This is a genomic window from Sphaerisporangium rubeum, from assembly GCF_014207705.1.
GTDB lineage: Bacteria > Actinomycetota > Actinomycetes > Streptosporangiales > Streptosporangiaceae > Sphaerisporangium > Sphaerisporangium rubeum.
This window is the reverse complement of record NZ_JACHIU010000001.1, coordinates 628,940-645,516: the sequence shown is the minus strand read 5'-3', so window position 1 is coordinate 645,516 and position 16,577 is coordinate 628,940. Positions and strand designations below refer to the sequence as shown.

General features: G+C 69.9%; 14 protein-coding genes. 5 read left to right on the top strand and 9 right to left on the bottom strand.

Annotated elements, in window-relative coordinates:
* The first annotated feature begins 121 nt into the window (after positions 1-121).
* On the top strand, positions 122-2,359 hold the full coding sequence (hypF, locus tag BJ992_RS02475; protein WP_343072467.1) for a carbamoyltransferase HypF: 2,238 nt from the start codon (positions 122-124) through the stop codon (positions 2,357-2,359).
* Between the two features lie 120 nt (positions 2,360-2,479).
* Complete coding sequence (locus BJ992_RS02470) at positions 2,480-3,748, top strand: chymotrypsin family serine protease (protein WP_184978328.1); 1,269 nt, start codon at positions 2,480-2,482, stop codon at positions 3,746-3,748.
* 47 nt (positions 3,749-3,795) lie between these two features.
* Here BJ992_RS02470 and BJ992_RS02465 read toward each other — a convergent pair whose 3' ends face one another.
* The 3 genes from BJ992_RS02465 to BJ992_RS02455 are packed head-to-tail and all read right to left on the bottom strand — an operon-like array spanning position 3,796 to position 7,023.
* Positions 3,796-4,266, bottom strand: a complete 471-nt coding sequence (locus BJ992_RS02465; RefSeq protein WP_343072466.1) for a GNAT family N-acetyltransferase — start codon at positions 4,264-4,266, stop codon at positions 3,796-3,798.
* Between the two features lie 10 nt (positions 4,267-4,276).
* Positions 4,277-6,433 (bottom strand): alpha-galactosidase, encoded by a 2,157-nt coding sequence (locus BJ992_RS02460; RefSeq protein WP_184978327.1) that lies wholly within the window; start codon positions 6,431-6,433, stop codon positions 4,277-4,279.
* Positions 6,434-6,471: 38 nt separating this feature from the next.
* Complete coding sequence (locus BJ992_RS02455; RefSeq protein ID WP_246496500.1) at positions 6,472-7,023, bottom strand: DinB family protein; 552 nt, start codon at positions 7,021-7,023, stop codon at positions 6,472-6,474.
* A gap of 376 nt (positions 7,024-7,399) precedes the next feature.
* On the opposite strand from BJ992_RS02455, the gene BJ992_RS02450 reads away from it, so the two are divergent.
* Entirely contained in the window at positions 7,400-7,822 is a 423-nt protein-coding gene (locus BJ992_RS02450) for a cellulose binding domain-containing protein (protein ID WP_184978326.1), read from the top strand.
* A 51-nt stretch (positions 7,823-7,873) separates the two neighbouring features.
* Here the strand turns inward: BJ992_RS02450 and argG are convergent, their stop codons facing one another.
* Positions 7,874-9,331, bottom strand: coding sequence for an argininosuccinate synthase (argG, locus tag BJ992_RS02445; protein ID WP_184978325.1), 1,458 nt, complete (start codon positions 9,329-9,331; stop codon positions 7,874-7,876).
* Between the two features lie 232 nt (positions 9,332-9,563).
* On the opposite strand from argG, the gene BJ992_RS02440 reads away from it, so the two are divergent.
* Together BJ992_RS02440 and BJ992_RS02435 are read left to right on the top strand one after the other, a co-directional pair.
* A complete protein-coding gene (locus BJ992_RS02440) occupies positions 9,564-9,788 on the top strand; it encodes a FitA-like ribbon-helix-helix domain-containing protein (protein ID WP_221474657.1) in 225 nt (74 codons plus the stop codon).
* Positions 9,785-10,198 carry a type II toxin-antitoxin system VapC family toxin gene (locus BJ992_RS02435; protein WP_184978324.1) on the top strand — a complete coding sequence of 138 codons (414 nt, stop codon included), beginning with the start codon at positions 9,785-9,787 and terminating at the stop codon, positions 10,196-10,198. The genes BJ992_RS02440 and BJ992_RS02435 overlap by 4 nt, the downstream gene beginning before the upstream one ends.
* 151 nt (positions 10,199-10,349) lie before the next feature.
* Here the strand turns inward: BJ992_RS02435 and BJ992_RS02430 are convergent, their stop codons facing one another.
* The 5 genes from BJ992_RS02430 to BJ992_RS02410 all read right to left on the bottom strand — a co-directional run bounded on the left by BJ992_RS02430 (position 10,350) and on the right by BJ992_RS02410 (position 16,470).
* Positions 10,350-11,681: a DUF4407 domain-containing protein gene (locus BJ992_RS02430; protein WP_184978323.1), complete on the bottom strand. Its 1,332-nt coding sequence runs from the start codon at positions 11,679-11,681 to the stop codon at positions 10,350-10,352.
* Positions 11,674-12,801 carry a hypothetical protein gene (locus tag BJ992_RS02425; RefSeq protein ID WP_184978322.1) on the bottom strand — a complete coding sequence of 376 codons (1,128 nt, stop codon included), beginning with the start codon at positions 12,799-12,801 and terminating at the stop codon, positions 11,674-11,676. The genes BJ992_RS02430 and BJ992_RS02425 overlap by 8 nt, the downstream gene beginning before the upstream one ends.
* 10 nt (positions 12,802-12,811) lie before the next feature.
* Positions 12,812-14,800, bottom strand: a complete 1,989-nt coding sequence (locus BJ992_RS02420; protein WP_184978321.1) for an nSTAND3 domain-containing NTPase — start codon at positions 14,798-14,800, stop codon at positions 12,812-12,814.
* On the bottom strand, positions 14,784-15,701 hold the full coding sequence (locus BJ992_RS02415; RefSeq protein ID WP_184978320.1) for a hypothetical protein: 918 nt from the start codon (positions 15,699-15,701) through the stop codon (positions 14,784-14,786). Before BJ992_RS02415 ends, BJ992_RS02420 begins: the two co-directional genes overlap by 17 nt.
* A gap of 115 nt (positions 15,702-15,816) precedes the next feature.
* Positions 15,817-16,470, bottom strand: coding sequence for a helix-turn-helix domain-containing protein (locus BJ992_RS02410; RefSeq protein WP_184978319.1), 654 nt, complete (start codon positions 16,468-16,470; stop codon positions 15,817-15,819).
* Positions 16,471-16,577: the final 107 nt, after the last annotated feature.

Genomic DNA, 16,577 nt, shown 5'->3' with positions numbered 1-16,577 from the left:
GCGACACAGGCGTCAACCGCCGGTACGCCGCGGGTCATTCCCCGGCTTCGATGTGACCTGTGTCACAAAAATCCCGGCGCGGTCGCTTTCCGGCATGAGGGCCCGGTCGCACACTGGCCGGGTGATACGCGTCGACGTGCGGGTCGAGGGGGTCGTGCAGGGGGTCGGGTTCCGGCCGTTCGTGTACGGGCTCGCCACGCGGCTCGGGCTCGCGGGGGTGGTCGGCAACGACGCCGAAGGGGTGTTCGTCGAGGCGGAAGGGCCGAGGAACCGGGTCGAGGAGTTCCTGGTCGCGCTGCGGCGGGACGCGCCGGCGCTCGCGCGCGTCGAACGGGTCCGCGCGGTGGAAGGGGCCCCCCTCGGGGCCTCGGGGTTCGCCATCGCGCGCAGCGACACCTCGGGGGTACGGCGCGCGCTGGTGTCGCCGGACACGGCCACCTGTGACGACTGCCTGCGGGAGATGGCCGACCCGGCGGACAGGCGGTACCGGTACGCGTTCGTCAACTGCACCGCCTGCGGGCCGCGGTTCACCATCGTGCGCGGTGTGCCTTACGACCGGTCGCGCACCACGATGGCGGGCTTCGCCATGTGCGCGGCCTGCGCCGCCGAGTACCACGACCCCGCCGACCGGCGGTTCCACGCGCAGCCGACGTGCTGCCCCGGCTGCGGCCCCCGGCTGCGGCTGACGGCCGCGACCGGCGCCGGCCTGCCGGGTGACCCCGTGGCCGAGTGCGCCGCCGCACTGCGCGACGGCGGCGTGGCGGCGGTCAAAGGGCTCGGCGGGTACCACCTGGCGGTCCTGGCGTCCGACGAGGCGGCGGCGTCGGCGCTGCGGCGGCGCAAGCACCGCGAGGACAAGCCGTTCGCCGTGATGGTGGCCGACGCGCCACGCGCCACACTGCTGTGCGAGGTGGACGGGCTCGCCGCCGCGCTGCTGACCGGCCCCGGGCGGCCCGTCGTCCTGCTGCCGAGGCGGGACCGGGCCCCCGTGGCGCCGTCGGTCGCGCCAGGCGCGCCGCACCTCGGCCTCATGCTGCCGTACACCCCGCTGCACCACCTGCTGCTCGCGGCCACCGGCGAGCCGATCGTGCTGACCAGCGGCAACGTGTCGGACGAGCCGATCGCGCACGACGACGCCGACGCGTTCACGCGGCTCACCGGCGTCGCGGACGTGTTCCTCACCCACGACCGGCCCATCCACGTCCGCACCGACGACTCGGTGGTGCGGCCCTTCCGCGGCGGCTCCATGATGCTCCGCCGCTCGCGGGGCCATGTCCCCGAGCCGTTCACGCTGCCGTCCGGCGCGGCGCGGCCCGTGCTGGCGTGCGGCGCGGAGCTGAAGAACACGTTCTGCCTGGCCGAGGGCCGGCGTGCCTTCGTCTCGCACCACATCGGCGACCTGGAGAACCACGAGACGCTGCGCTCGTACACCGAAGGCATCGCGCATCTGTCGCGCCTGTTCGGCGTCGTCCCCGAGGTGGTGGCGCACGACCTGCACCCCGAGTACCTGTCCACCAAGCACGCCTTCGGCCTCGACGGCGTCGAACTGATCGGCGTGCAGCACCACCACGCGCACATCGCCTCCTGCCTCGCCGACAACGGCGAACAGGGCCCGGTGATCGGGGTCGCGTTCGACGGTCTCGGCCACGGCACCGACGGCACCCTGTGGGGTGGCGAGTTCCTGCTCGCCGGCCTCGCGGAAGCCGAACGGGCCGCGCACCTCGTCCCCGTGCCGATGCCAGGCGGCGCCGCCGCGATCCGGCAGCCGTGGCGCATGGCCGCCGCCTACCTCGACGCCGCGTACGACGGCCGTCCCCCCGAGGAGCTGGCGACGGACGACCGCTGGCACGACGTGCTCACCCTGGCCCGCACCGGCCTCGCCTCCCCCCTGACCTCCAGCGCCGGCCGCCTGTTCGACGCCGTCTCGGCCCTGCTCGGGGTACGGCACGCCGTCACCTACGAGGGCCAGGCCGCCGTCGAACTCGAACGACTCGCCGATCCCGCGGAACGCGGCACCTACCAGGCCACCGTCACCCCCGGAGGCGTCCGCGGCGCCGACCTGGTGCGCGCCGCCGCCGACGACCTGCTGTCCGGCGTCCCCCGCGAGGTGATCGCCGCGCGCTTCCACAACGCCGTCACCGGCCTCGTCGTGCGCCGCTGCGAAGCACTCAGGGAGACTTCGGGCCTGACCACCGTGGCCCTCTCCGGCGGCGTGTTCCAGAACATGCTGCTGCTCGACCGCACCGTGACCGGCCTGAGCGCCGCCGGTTTCCGCGTGCTCACCCACCGCCGGATCCCCGCGAACGACGGCGGCATCAGCCTCGGCCAGGCCGTGGTCGCCGCCGCGCGGGACCGTTAGCACCCGGGCCGCCGTTCCACAAGAGCAAACGGCACAGGACGCGCACGCATTTCGCCGCGGAACGCTCCGCGACGCTCCTGCTGTAATCGCCTCCGGTCCAACGAACGGGGGAACAAGGAAATGCAGAAGAAAGTGCGCTTATGCCTGGCGGTGCTGAGCGTGGTCTGTGCCGTCGTGCCGGCTCTCGGGGTGGGAGCCGCCGCGGCGCAGGTGTCCGGCGAGCCCGAGCCCACCCGGCGGGTCGCCACGGGGGACAAGCCGCCGGTCCGCGACGACACGGGGCCGCGAGACCCGGTGCCGGGGGGCTTCGCGGACTGGCGCGCGCTGTTCACCGAGCAGGCGCGGCTGAACGGGGTGGCCGACCGGCTGCTCGCGGTGTCCGAGGACGCCGAGGGGTACGCGGGGATCGTCGCCGACCCCGAGAACCACGAGGTGCGGCTCTACTGGCGGGGAACCGTGCCGCGGGCCGTCCAGGACGTCGTGACCGAAGGACGGCTGGCGGCGCCGGTGGCGGTGCTGCCGGCGGCCCACAGCCGCGCGCAGTTGCTGGAGGAGGTGGACAGGTGGGTCTCGTCCGGCCAGGTCACGGGGGCGGCTCCGCTGGCGGACGGCAGCGGACTGCGCCTGTCGGTCTCCGGCCAGGACACCGAGCCCGGTGAGCTGCACCGGCCTTCGGGGGCCACGGCGCCGATCACGCTGGAGAACGGGGAGACGTTCGAGCCCGCCTACAGCAGGCTGGACGACGTGCCGAGCTACTACGCGGGGGGCCGCACCAGGAACCTCACGACGGGGGCCGGCTGCACCTCGGGCTTCGCGGTCTGGGACCGGTACGACAACCGCGCGTTCCTCACCGCCGCGCACTGCGGCGAGCTGGGGAACCTGTTCTACGACGGCGGCGGCTTCACTCCGGCGAACTACATGGGCCCGGTGTCGGAGCGCATCTCCTACCGGGACGCCGCCGTCGTGCGGGCCGACGCCACCGCCGACATGTTCGACGGCGGACCCACCTCGTCGAGCAGCAACCGGGTGGTGGCGCTGTGGAAGGCGCACGTCGGCAACTTCGTGTGCAACTCCGGGTCCAGGCGCGGGGAGTACTGCCTGATCAAGGTGACCGAGACCGCCTGGAGCGGCACCTACACCAATGGTCAGTACGTCAAGCACATGGTCCGCGCCAAGAGCGTGGAGGGAGGCTGCGCCGTCGCGCACGGGGACAGCGGCGGCCCGGTGTTCTCCTACACCAACTGGTTCGACGAGGTGGCGGCGCAGGGCATCACCTCGGCCGTCGGCAGCCCGGTGTACTGCGGCGGGCTCGACGGCGGACGAGTGATCGTCTTCTCGCGGGTCTGGGACGTCGCACTGGCCTTCAACGCCTACGTGATGGTGCACTGACGACCGTCCTCGCGGCCGGGGGTCCACCCCCCGGCCGCGTTCGCGTGTCACAGCAGCCGCGTCATGTACACACTGTGCGGGTCGAGGCGGTAGTCGCCGAACGGGCCGCAGTACTCGAAGCCGTACTTCTCGTACAGGCGGCGGGCCGGCCGGAAATGTTCCGCCGAGCCCGTCTCCAGGCTGAGGCGGGTGAGGCCCATGCGTCTGGCCTCGGTGAGGATGTGGTCGAGGAGCAGCGACGCGACGCCGCCGCGTTTGCGCGCCGCGGTGGTGCGCATGGACTTGATCTCGGCGTGCTCGGCGTCGATGCGCATGAGCGCGCCGCAGCCGACCAGGGTGGGGCCGTCGAGCACGGACCAGAAGGTGACCTCGGGCCGACGCAGGTCGTCCAGGTCGAGCGCGTGCACGCTCTCCGGAGGGGACAGGGACCGCATCTCCTCCAGGTGCTCGGTCAGGAACCCGGCGATCCGCGGGCCGGACAGATCGTCCACCACGATCTCCATCTGTCCCCTTTCCACGTGCCGGATTCTAGTGAACGGCGACCACGCGCAGCAGCACCGAGCGGTCCACGTCCAGCGGCGGCGCCTCGACGCCGGCCAGGCGAAGCACCCGTCCCGGCAGGGTCACCCCGTCGCGCAGCCACGGCGGCAGCATGGCGCGCGGCGCGGGAGGCGTCCCCGGGTACACGGCGCGCACGTCGTAGACGCGATCGTCGTCGAGCCCCGGCAGCGTGACCCGTCCAGGCGGCCAGCCCGGCGGCCGTTCGACGACACTGAACGCGTACAGCGCCTCGGCGCGGTCACGTGCCACGACGCCTTCCAGCCGCAGCGCCGGGTCGGCGAGGTCGGCGTGCACCACGTCGCCGGTGTGCAGCAGGGTCCGGTGTTCCTTGTGGAACGCGACCCAGCGGGCCAGCGCCGCGCGGGTCTCCTCGTCGACGGCCAGCAGGTCGATCTCCAGGCCGAGGTGTCCCCACAGCGCCTTCTCGGCCCGGTAGTCCAGCGGGTGGACGCGGTGGGTGGTGTGCGACTCCTCCGCCGCGATGTGCGTCCCCTGCATCTCCGGCGGCACCAGCAACCCGGTCCAGCGCTGGATCTCCAGCCGTTCGTGCGGGTCGATGCAGTCGCTCGGCCACACCCGGTCGGCGTGCTCCAGCACACCGAGGTCGACCCGGCCGCCGCCGCTGGCGCACGATTCGATCTCCAGCCCCGGATGCGCGGCCTTCAGCGCGGCCATCAGCCGGTACGTTCGCTCCACCTGCCGCCGCACCCCCGGCCTGCCGTCCGGTGTGTGGCCGGCGTCGAGCAGGTACCGGTTGTGGTCCCACTTGACGTACGCGACGCCGAGCCTGCCGATGAGGGTGCTCATGCGCTCGAAGACGTACGCGTACGCCTCCGGGTGACCGAGGTCGAGCACATGCTGCTGGCGGGACGGCAGCCCGGGGCCGTGGCCCGCGTCGAACACCCACTCGGGGTGCGCGCGGGCCAGTCCGGAGTCCAGGCTGACCATCTCGGGTTCGAACCACAACCCGAACTCCATGCCGAGCGCACGCACCCGCGCGACCAGCGGCTCCAGCCCGTCCGGCCAGACTTCCGGGTCGACCGTCCAGTCGCCGAGCGAGGAGGTGTCGTCCCTGCGGCCGAGGAACCACCCGTCGTCCAGCACGAAACGCTCCGCGCCGATCCGCGCGCCGTGCTCGGCCAGTTCGGTGAGCACGCCGAGGTCGTGCCGGAAGTACACCGCCTCCCAGGTGTTGAGCACGACCGGACGCGGTGCGCGCGGGTGCTCGGGCCTGGCCCGCAGGTGCCGGTGGAACCGCGCCGCGAGCGCGTCCAGCCCCTCTCCCCACGAGCCGTACTGCCACGGGCTCGTGTGCGGCTCCCCCTCACCGAGCACCACCTCGCCGGGAAGCAGCAGCTCACCGGCCGCGAGGTGCCGCGTCCCCGCGGGGGTGCGTTCGGCGGCGAGCACCTGGCCGCCGCTCCACGCCAGGTGCGTCCCCCACACCATGCCGCTCCGGAACCCGAACCCCTGCTCGCCGGCGACCAGCAGCATGGTGTTCTCCAGCCCCGGCTTGCCGCCTCTGGACGCGCGCACCCACTCCCCGATGTGGAACGGCCGCCGCTGCGGCACCCGCTCCAGGGCCCAGCGGCCGGTCAGGTCGAGCACCTCGGCGGCGGCGGCCGGCACGGGGAGCGCCATCTCCAGGCTCCGCACGGTGTACGGCTCACCGGCCAGATTGGTGACGGTGGCCCGCTGGCGTACCAGCCCGCTCGCCGCGAGCACCTGGATCTCGATCTCCAGGGCCAGCCCGTACTCGGGGTCGCGCGCCGTGCTGCGCAGCACCGGCCCACCCGGCGCGTCCTCGTCGAGCCGGTGCGTCGCCTCCGCGAACCTCGGGGCCCAGCGGCGCGCGCCGGAGTCCCCGGTGAGCCCTGGACGGCCGAGCCAGCCCTCGGTGAGCTGCGGCAGCACCGGCACAGGCTGCGGGTAGGCGATGACGCTGTCCCAGATGGCGGGCTGTGCGGCCCGCGCCAGGTCGCGCAGGGCCGCGTCGCCGAGCGTGCCGAGGTCGGGGCCCCAGTGCAGGACGCGCGGCAGCCGTCCGCCGTCCACGGCCACGACGAGTCCGGTGCCGCCGGCCCGCAGATGAGCCGGCGCTGTGGAGTCTTCTTGTGTGGTCACGCCACCCTTTTTAGTGTGCCGCGGCCGGTCGGTCCGCCTCACCCCATGGTCTTGGCGCCGTCCAGGGACTCGCGGATGATGTCGGCGTGACCGGCGTGCTGAGCGGTCTCGGCGAGGATGTGCGTGAACACGCGGCGGATCGACCACCGCTTACCCGGCTCGAACCACGGCGCGTTCGGCAGCGGGTGCGTGGCGCCGAGGTCGGGAAGCGTCGCCACCAGTTCGTCCGTCCTGCGGGCCACCTCGTCGTACCGTTCGAGCACCTCGGCCAGCGTCTCGTGCGGCAGCAGGACGAACTGCTCACCCCAGTGCGCGAAGTCCTCCTCGGTCATGGCCGAGAAGTCCGGCATGGCCGCCGGTCCACGCGCCGCGAAGTCGGCCCAGTTGCGCTCGACCTGTGTGACGTGCTTGATCAGACCACCGAGGGTCAGTTCACTGGCGGTCGTCCGCTGCCGCGCCTGCTCGTCGCTGAGCTCCCGTGTGGTGAACCGCAGGAAGTGCCGCTGCTTGCCGAGCGCCTCCAGCAGGTCGGCCCGCTCCCCGTCGTCGTTCACCTGTCCCGCGTCGAGGATCTGGTCGCTCATGGTCATGATCTCCACCTTCCAGTGGCTCGTCGGTACGTGTTCCACGCTAGGGGGGACAGCGGCCACTTTCTGACCTGAATGACGTGGTGATCACACGTGTCTTCCGGGAACGGCAGGAAGGGCCGGCCTCGGGGGAGCGGAAGTTTCATACGGTGTCTCGGCAGGCCCGGCGAACGACTCGCTGGTCAGGAAATGTGGGCCTTTTCCTGGGGGTTCGCGTGGTGCGAGCCGAGCCGGCCGTTGCTTGACACCTCACAGCGGCTCGTATTGGCTCCGCATCACCGATTGTTAGCGCTAACGCGCATGTTCCGCATCTCCGTGCCGCATCGTACTGAGCGTTGTTACCGCTGACACCACAATGGAACGGGAGAGGGAACGTGTGATGCCGAGGTACACATCGATTGGCGGAGCGATCGCGCTCACGGCGCTCCTCGTTCTGACCACAGGCCACGCGGCGCTGAGCGCGAGCCACGCCGCCACCACCGCGAGCACGCCGCCGGCCCCCGTTCCCGGCACCTGCTCGGTGACGATCACGACGGTCAGCTCCTGGCCCGGGGGTTTCCAGTCCCTCGGGACGGTCCGCGCCGGCAGCTCGCCGATCAACGGCTGGACCGTGCGGTGGACCTGGCCCGGCAGCCAGACCTTCATCAACGTGTTCAGCGTCTCGTCCACGGTGTCCGGCCCCGACGTTACGCTGCGCAACGCGTCGTTCAACGGCGCACTGCCCGCGAACGGCGCCGCGTTGTTCGGCTTCACCGCCTACGGCACCGCGGCCACCCCGGTCGCGACCTGCACCAGCCCCTGACGACGGCGAAGGCGGACGTACCGGTACGTCCGCCTTCGTGGGGAGGGCCGCTCAGTCGGTGCCGAACTCGATGGCGGCGTGGTCCAGCAGTTCGTCGTCGGTAGGCACAGGGCCGATCTCGCCGCGGTCGGCGATGGCCTCCGCGCCGCCGGCGCTCATCGCGCCGATCAGGCCCGTCGCGGCGGCCTGCGCCGCGCCGATCAGTGCCGGCTGCTGACTGCCGATCATGCCGAGGCCGGCGTACTGCTCCAGCTTGGCACGGGTGTCGGCGATGTCGAGGTTGCGCATGGTGAGCTGGCCGATGCGGTCGACCGGCCCGAAGGCGGAGTCCTCGGTGCGCTCCATGGACAGCTTGTCCGGGTGGTAGCTGAACGCCGGGCCCCGGGTGTCGAGCACCGAGTAGTCCTCGCCGCGCCGCAGCCGCAGCGTCACCTCGCCGGTCACCGCCATGCCGACCCACCGCTGCAACGACTCACGCAGCATCAGTGCCTGCGGGTCGAGCCACCGGCCCTCGTACAGCAGCCGTCCGAGCTTGCGGCCCTCGACGTGGTACGCCGCCAGCGTGTCCTCGTTGTGGATCGCGTTGACCAGCCGCTCGTACGCCGCGTGCAGCAGCGCCATGCCAGGCGCCTCGTAGATGCCGCGGCTCTTGGCCTCGATGATGCGGTTCTCGATCTGGTCGGACATGCCGAGTCCGTGCCGGCCGCCGATGGCGTTGGCCTCCATGACCAGATCGACGGCGGAGTCGAACTCCTTGCCGTTGATCGTCACCGGCCGGCCCTGCTCGAACCCGACCGTGACGTCCTCGGCCGCGATCTCGACCGACGGGTCGAAGGACCGCACCCCCATGATCGGCTGGACGATCTCGATGCCGGTGTTCAGATGCTCAAGCGACTTGGCCTCGTGGGTCGCACCCCAGATGTTGGCGTCCGTCGAGTAGGCCTTCTCGGTGCTGTCCCGGTACGGCAGGGCCCGGGCCCCGAGCCACTCCGACATCTCCTTGCGGCCGCCGAGCTCGTGGACGAACTCGGCGTCCAGCCACGGCTTGTAGATGCGCAGCGACGGGTTGGCCAGCAGGCCGTACCGGTAGAACCGCTCGATGTCGTTGCCCTTGAAGGTCGACCCGTCCCCCCAGATCTGCACCCCGTCCTCGAGCATCTTGCGCACCAGCAGCGTGCCGGTGACGGCCCGGCCGAGCGGCGTCGTGTTGAAGTACGTCCGCCCCCCCGACCTGATGTGGAAGGCCCCGCACGCGAGCGCCGCGAGCCCTTCCTCGACGAGCGCCGCCCTGCAGTCGACCAGCCGCGCGACCTCGGCCCCGTACGCCGTGGCCCGTCCCGGCACCGAGCCGATGTCAGGCTCGTCGTACTGACCGATGTCAGCGGTGTAGGTGCACGGAACCGCACCCTTCTCGCGCATCCACGCGACCGCGACCGAGGTGTCGAGCCCTCCGGAGAAGGCGATCCCGACACGTTCACCGACAGGCAGTGAGGTGAGCACCTTGGACATGAGCAGAAGTATATTCACAACCGTGCATGTTCATGCAAGACCCTCCGGCACATCCCCCTCACCCCACGACCACCAGACCGCCGCCGACCTTCCACCAGCGGGTACGTCACTACCGGCCCTGCAAGACACCGGCGCATCACCACCCGCCCTCTACCTCATGCATGGCCGACCACCATGATTTGCATGCTCCAATCCTCATTTCTGCATGCAGTCAGCATGCTATGGTGCCTGTATGGGTACCATCCAGATCCGGGACGTCCCCGAAGACACGGAGTCGACGCTGAAAGCGCGAGCCGAGCATCAAGGTAAATCGCTGACCGCCTACGTCCGCGACCTTCTCAACGAGGAGGCGGCCACTCCTACACTGGACGAGGTGATGGCCAAGATCGCCACGGACGAACCGGTGCCGTACGACCCTGACTTCGTTCGCGAGACGATGCGCGAGGGTCGTCGTTGAGCCTGGTCGTCGACGCCTCGATCATCTTCCGGCTCCTGGCGAACGTGAAAGGTGACGATCTTCTCCGGCAAAGGCTGAGCCGAAGAGTGCACGCCCCGGCGTTGATCGACGTCGAGATCGCTTCGGTGGTACGCGGTCATGTGATCACCAGCAAGCCTGAGGTGCGCATCTCAGAGGAGCGGGCTCGGATCATGCTGGAACGCTTCTCCCAGCTCAAGATCGTCCGCCACCGAATGCAGCCTCTTCACCTACGCGTACTGGAGCTCCGGAACAATCTCACCTCGTACGACGGCATGTACGTCGCACTGGCGGAGCTGCTGAGGATCCCGCTGCTCACCGACGACGCCAAGTTCGCCGGCTCAACAGGACACCGAGCGGAGATTCACCGGTACCCGCCTCTTCTGGTGTAGGGCACCGACCTCCTTCCGAGCAGTGCGAGACATCGTCAAGGCGTCTCCCGAAGAGAGGCGCCTTGACGATGGACGAACATCCGCTGACTGACAGTGCCTACGTCAGAAGTACATCGCTCAGTCTGACGCGGCGAGGAAACACGCCCCGGCGTTACCGAGTGCCTGCCGAGCCGGCCATGAACTCCTTGGCCAGGCGGTCGATCTCCTCATCACGGCTGACCGCGTTGATGCGCTGGTCGAGGTCCATCTCGCGGCGTTCGCGCTTCAGGCGGAGATCCACCTCGTGGAGCCGGTTCTCGTACGTGCCGGTCGTCTCGCGGTCCTCCCACTTGAGCCTGGCCTGGTACCGGGATGCGCCGCTGCGGAGTTTCCCGGCGACCAGGCGGTCGTACTGCGTCCTGCCGTTGAGGACCTTGGAGATGATCGGCATGCAGTCGAGGAGCACGAAGATGATCCTCAGCAGCCAGTGCGCGAAGTTGACCATGCCGCTCTGGGCCGCCACGGTGCCGAGGGCCTCCCAGCGTTCGAGGATGCCGATCTCGCCGAACGCGGCCTCTTTCTCCTTGATCTTCTCCGCGATCTTCTGACTGATGGTCCCCGCACGGGTCGCCTCGGCCGCACCGCGCTTGGCGTCCATGTCGTTGATCTGCTTTTCCAGAGCGCTCACCTCGCGCTCGAGACCGGCGATGTCATGGGCCCGGTCGAACCGTGCCAGCTCCGCGCGGCGCGCCTTGCATTCGGGACCCACCCCGGCCCTGCCGGTGGTGCGGCCTTCGATCAGCACGCCGAAGCACTCCGACGCGGTGCGGTTCGACAGCTTCTCCAGATCGGCCTTCCACTGGTCCAGCCGCCGGTTCTTCTGCTCCAACGAGTCCTGCATCTGGCTGATCGTGGTCCCGACCGCCGCCGCCTGCTCGCCGCCGTCGAGGATCCAGCCGGAGCAGTCCAGGCCGGACGGCGGCGCGATCCCCGTACCAGGGTTGCACTGCTTGTAGCGGCTCTCCGCCTGGCTGATCTCCTGCGCCTGCTCCAGCTTGATCTGCTGGTCGAGCCGGTCCTGGAAGATCTTCAAGGTCAGCGGCTCGGCGATGAAGAGCCCGACGACGACGGCGAGCATCAACCGCAGCACGAAGGTCGACCATCGTGACCAGCCCTCGCTGTCGCCTTGCATGCTGGTGATGAGGAACCGGTCGATGTTGGCGACGCTGAGCCCCCACAGCAGTGCCGCCGACAGGACGACCAGATACGGCATCTCGGCCATGAGTGTCAGCGCGCCGGACATCGAGACGCTCGCGATGACCGCCGTACTGAGCACGATGCCGCCGAGGCTCGTGTACCGGGCCCGCTCCTGCGGGACGCTCGCGAGGATCTCCTCGTCCACCCCGGTGAGACGCCGCAGGACCGCGCCGGGGTACGGCCGGACGGCACGTTCACGCAGGACCGGCGCATCGATCAGCGTGGGCCGGTGGAGCACGTCAACCACGGACGTCCTCCTCCATGAACGTGTCGTCGTCCTGCGCCGTGATCAGCTCCGCGCGGTACTCCTGCCGCGCCGGCTGCTCGACCGCGCTGTACGATCGCTCCTCTCCCGCGGCCCTGTCGAAGGACGACAGGAGTTCCTTCCCGGTCGTCTCGTTGAACAGTCCCTGCTGGATCGCCGCGCGGACGACGTCGGCCCGCGCCTTCTCCCTGGCGACCCGCAGCTCGTGGTCCCGTTCGATCTCGCGCCGTACGTCGTGGTACTCACGGTCGCCGAGCGCGGCGACCCGGTCGGCGACCTGCTGGGTGCCGAGCCCGGGGAGGGTGGCGAAGTAGCCGTCGGCGGCGCCGGGGCCGCTGGTCAGGAAGTTGCGCACCTTGGTGGCGTCGGCGATCTGGTGGTCGAGGTCCGCCGACGACTCCTGGCGGGTGAAGTCGTTCTGGCCGCGGGACTTGTACTGCAGGTGTTCCTGCTCGTCGAGCTCGTAGTCACGTTCCAGTTTGCGCCGTTCGGTCTGCACGCCGTGCTCGCCGCGAATAGTGAAGATGCTGGTCTCGTACTGCTCCTTGCCGCGCGCGATGACCTCAGGCGGCGTCAGGTCGAGTCCGGCGAACCGTACGGTCATCCCCGGCAGGGCCGACGGCACGACGGTCGTGTAGGCCTTCACCTGCGCGTGGACCTTCGTCCACAGCTCGTGGGCCTCGTCGAGCTGGTGGTCGCGGCCGAGCTCGAACAGCTTGTGGTAGCCCTTGATGTACGTGACCAGGTGCTCCTCGGCGTTCGTCAGGCCGGACCTGACGACCTCGACCGGGTCGTCCACGGTGCACGCGAACATCACGGCGACGTGGAAGTAGTGGGCCCCCGCCGACCTGATGGCGACGTGCGCCGTCACCGGCTGATCCTTGGTCATGTCCACGACGCTGACGCTCTCGGCGTGCAGGATGTGCGGATCGTCGCCGTGCAATCGCCGGTCGCCGAGCACGAACGCGCCGTCGTACTCGAAGACGAGCCGCTGGTGGGGAAGCTGCCTCGGGAGGCTGCTGATCTGGCGGCGGGGCCTGCTGAGAAATCCGCTCTTGGCGACCGGGTCCAGTGCGACCTGGCTCACCACGGGGTACGTCATCGATGTCTTCCTAGATGGTCGAAGCAGATGCCGGGGTGAGGAACACCCGCAGCAGCGACATGAGGACCTCGAGCCGGCTGTCGTCGGTGTCCCGCGACAAGGCGTGGGCTCGCAGGTCGTGGGCCAGCAGCGGCCGTTCCCTCTCGGGGAGCGCCGCCACGAGGGCCGCGAACAGTGCGCGTACGCGTGCGCGGTCGGCGTGGTCCCGCTCGTCGAGCGCGCACACGGCGTCGTACAGCGAGGCCAGCGCCTCCCTGCGCAGTGGCCGGTTGACCAGGATGGAGGCCCACAGCCTGGCGAGCGGCGCCACGGCCTCCTGTCTGGTGCGCAGTTGCACGGTGACCGACGGGGTGGCCGACCCGTCGGCGTGGGCCGACAGCACCTTGAGGATCGAACGCTTCAGCGGATCGACGGCGCGGCCGATACGCCTGTCGTCGGCGATCTGCCGATCGAGCCAGTCCAGGACCGGCAGCGCGTTCCCCGTGGCCTCGGTCAGCGCCGTGAAGAGGCGGGCCAGCGCCGTCTGCGCGCGCGGCACGCCGTACCGGTAGTTCCTGATCTGGTACCACAGCAGCCGGACCGTCTCCAGCGGGAACCGGATGCCGAGCTCCCCCGAGCACGCGAGCGTCGCGGTGAACCGCAGCCGCGTGCTCGACGACCGGCCCCACCAGTTCACCGTGCGCAGCGCGTGCGGCCGGGTCGTCTCGTCCATGCACAGCCACGAGACGGCGAGCGCGGCGACCGCCTGGCTGCGCATGATGCCTTCGCCTTTGGCCCACGCGGTGAGGAAGGTCTTCTCCACGTACCGGTAGTCCGCGGCCTGGGCCAGGATGGCGACGCCTCTGGCGATCTCGAGCTGCACCGCCGGGTCGCGCCGCGCCGCGCTCTCGTGCAGCCACTCGGTCACCGGGTCCCAGACCCGCATGCCGTGTTGCCGGTACAGCTCCTGCATGGCGTACGTCCGGTGGCTCTCCACCCGGAAGCTGAGCAGGCCACCCGGCGTCACCGTGAACAGCGACCCGTCCGCGACCCGCATCATGCGCCGGCTCGGCATCAGGTCGTCCGCCGACACCGGCTCGGCGCCTTCGGACGCGAGACCCGCGGCGGCCTCGAGCCGCGCGTGCAGGCGTTCGAAGGTGCGTTCCGGCAGGCCGGCGGCGAACACCATGGCCGCCATCTCGAAGATCTCCCCCCGCGTACGGGCCCCCGCGAACCACTGCGCCACGTCCCGCCGTCCGGCGCTCTCCAGCCGGCCGAGCGCCGTCTCCACCGAGGCCCCGGACGCCAGCTCACGCGCCAGCGCCACGATGTCGGACATGGCATGGTCGGCGGTGATCCGCCGGCGTACGTCCGCGGCGACGGCAGGCGGCACCTGGTAGGCCCGCAGGACGAGCTCGACCGGTGGCGGCGTCCAGCGCACCTGGTGACCGTCGGGAAGCGTCGCCGCCGTGGCGGTGACGACCAGGTAGGCCCCCGCCTCCCGCACGCGCCGCTGGATCTCGCGCACGCTGAAGTCGGCGACGCTCTCTTCGAGGTCGTCCTTGGGCCAGCCGGAGAGCAGGTAGCCGTACCCCTCGCGGTACTCGCGCGCGGCGAGCTGCTCCAGCGTGTACGCCGGGCTGAGCTCCACCACGCGACGTCCGGCGACCACGTCGCGCAGCAGGTTGAGCGCGGCGGTCCTCTTGCCGGTGCCGGAACCTCCCACGAGGACCACCACGTTGCGGACCTTCAGCCGTCTGTCCGCCTCGGTGTAGGCGGCGTGGCGGACGAACGAGATCGCGGCCTTCCCGATCTCCTCCTCCGGCACGGGTCCCGAGGTGCGCCGTCCTTCCGGCCGCGCGCCGGAGATGCCGAAGGTCGCGTTCCTGATCTGGTCGTGGATGTGGTTGATGACGATCTGGCCCTGGTAGACCTGACCGAACCCCTCACGTGCCGCCTCGTCGGATTCCTCCACTTCCGCCGCGTCCACGTCGTTCAGCGGGTCAGTTCCTGAAGCCAAAGGTGATCTCCTGGCCGCGCACCGAACCGGTGATCACGTTGATGGACATGTTCTCGGCCATGAACCGCTGCGCGACCTTCTCCGCCGCGGCGTCCAGCCGCACCATCCGCCGGAGCGATTCGGTCAGTTCATCCCGTGTGCGAGGCATGGCCGGACTACCCTCCCTGGTCCGGAAGTCCCGCAATCTGGCGAGCAGCAACCCGGCCGACTCCAGGCCGGTCTCCAAGCCGGACCGGTCGAGGGCCCCTCCGGAGACAAGAGCCCAAAGCGTGTCCGCAACCTCAGGAATTCTGTCCATATTCAGCGTCTCTCTCACACGTTTGTCAGTAGAAGGAACCCACACCCACGCGATCTCAAGGCCTTCCTTGGTCGGCACCTCGAGGCGCGTGAAATCGTCCGCCTGGAGAAAGGTGTGACCCTGCCGTACGACGTCCTCGAAGATGCGTCCCGGCAGGATGAGCACCAGGTCGGCCAACTGGCAGTCCCGCAGCGCGGCACGAGCGGCGTCGGAGTTGAGCAGCCGGCACGCCGTCACGACCGCCTGGCCGACGAACCCCATCGCGCCGCGCCTGACCACCCCATGGTTGATCGACACCCGCAGCCGCAGGCGCGCCTCCGGAAGCCGCTCCCGGTTGTGGTCACGCAGGGCCCACCGCATCCGGGTGACGAACCCGTCGATGATCTGCGGTTCCTGCACGTGGGCCGGCAGGATCGACACCTCGCCGTCCCCGCCTTCCTGCCGCTCCCACTCGTCCCGCCGGAACCCCGACTCCCTGGCACTGCGCTCCAGCACCGCCGCCAGCCCCGACTGGATCGAGTCGTGCCGCAGATCGTCCCCGCCGCCGTAGTTCTCGGCGTCCACCGCCAGAATCGGCCTACGGCCGAAATCAGAATCAAGCATCACGTCACCTGTTGTTATGTCTGGATCGCCCCGGTTCTCCGAGAGAGCAGTGTGGCGAAGACCGGCGTGACCGACGACGTACCAGTACGTCTTCCACGAAAATTCTGGACAACCCTCAAGCCTGGTATACGGACAGTCCGTACTGATCGAGCACGATCCTCCGCCGCTTCACCGAGTCGATGAGCCCCGCGTCCTTGAGCCCGCGCATGGCCTTGAAAACAGCGTCCTTACCGGCCCCGATCATGCTCGCGATCTCGGCATGCGTGAGTTCCACCCCGAGATCTCTTCTCCCGTCTGCCCGCTCCACGCCGTACCGCTCCGCGATCTCCAGCAACACCTTCGCCACCCGCACCGGCACACTGTGTTGCGCGAAGTCGATCCGCCGCCGATTGGCCCATTCGAGCCGGTCCGCGACCATCCGCGCCACCGCGTTCCACACCGCCGGATGCCGATCGAGAAAGTCCACGAAAACCTGCGCACGTATGACATGCACCAACATGGGGCTACAAGTCGTCACCATCGCCGAACGAGGCGTCCGCCGCAACGCCGCCAACTCCCCCACGACATCCCCGCCGACCCGGATCCCCAACAACACCTCCGCCCCCGACTCCAGATAAACGACGACCTTCACACAAGCCGTGACATCGGCCCCAGGAAGCGATCGCAGCAGGTAGACATCGGTCCTGTCCTGATCCCCCTGATGGATCAGCACCTCCCCGGCCCCCCGCGAGGACGACGGCGCCAGCCCGAGCAGCCCTTCCCTTTCCACCGGACTAAGCCTGTCCATAAGGGTGCCCTTAGGCCACATGACCGGAATATGCGCACCAACCACCGACAACGCCTTTGATTGACAACTTCACGGCGCTGAGAAGCTAC

Coding starts and splice junctions, on each gene's coding strand:
- BJ992_RS02470 (WP_184978328.1), top strand. CDS start 2,480: ATGCAGAAGAAAGTGCGCTTATGCCTGGCGGTGCTGAGCGTGGTCTGT.
- BJ992_RS02455 (WP_246496500.1), bottom strand. CDS start 7,023: ATGACCATGAGCGACCAGATCCTCGACGCGGGACAGGTGAACGACGAC.
- BJ992_RS02450 (WP_184978326.1), top strand. CDS start 7,400: ATGCCGAGGTACACATCGATTGGCGGAGCGATCGCGCTCACGGCGCTC.
- argG (WP_184978325.1), bottom strand. CDS start 9,331: ATGTCCAAGGTGCTCACCTCACTGCCTGTCGGTGAACGTGTCGGGATC.
- BJ992_RS02440 (WP_221474657.1), top strand. CDS start 9,564: ATGGGTACCATCCAGATCCGGGACGTCCCCGAAGACACGGAGTCGACG.
- BJ992_RS02425 (WP_184978322.1), bottom strand. CDS start 12,801: ATGACGTACCCCGTGGTGAGCCAGGTCGCACTGGACCCGGTCGCCAAG.
- BJ992_RS02415 (WP_184978320.1), bottom strand. CDS start 15,701: ATGCTTGATTCTGATTTCGGCCGTAGGCCGATTCTGGCGGTGGACGCC.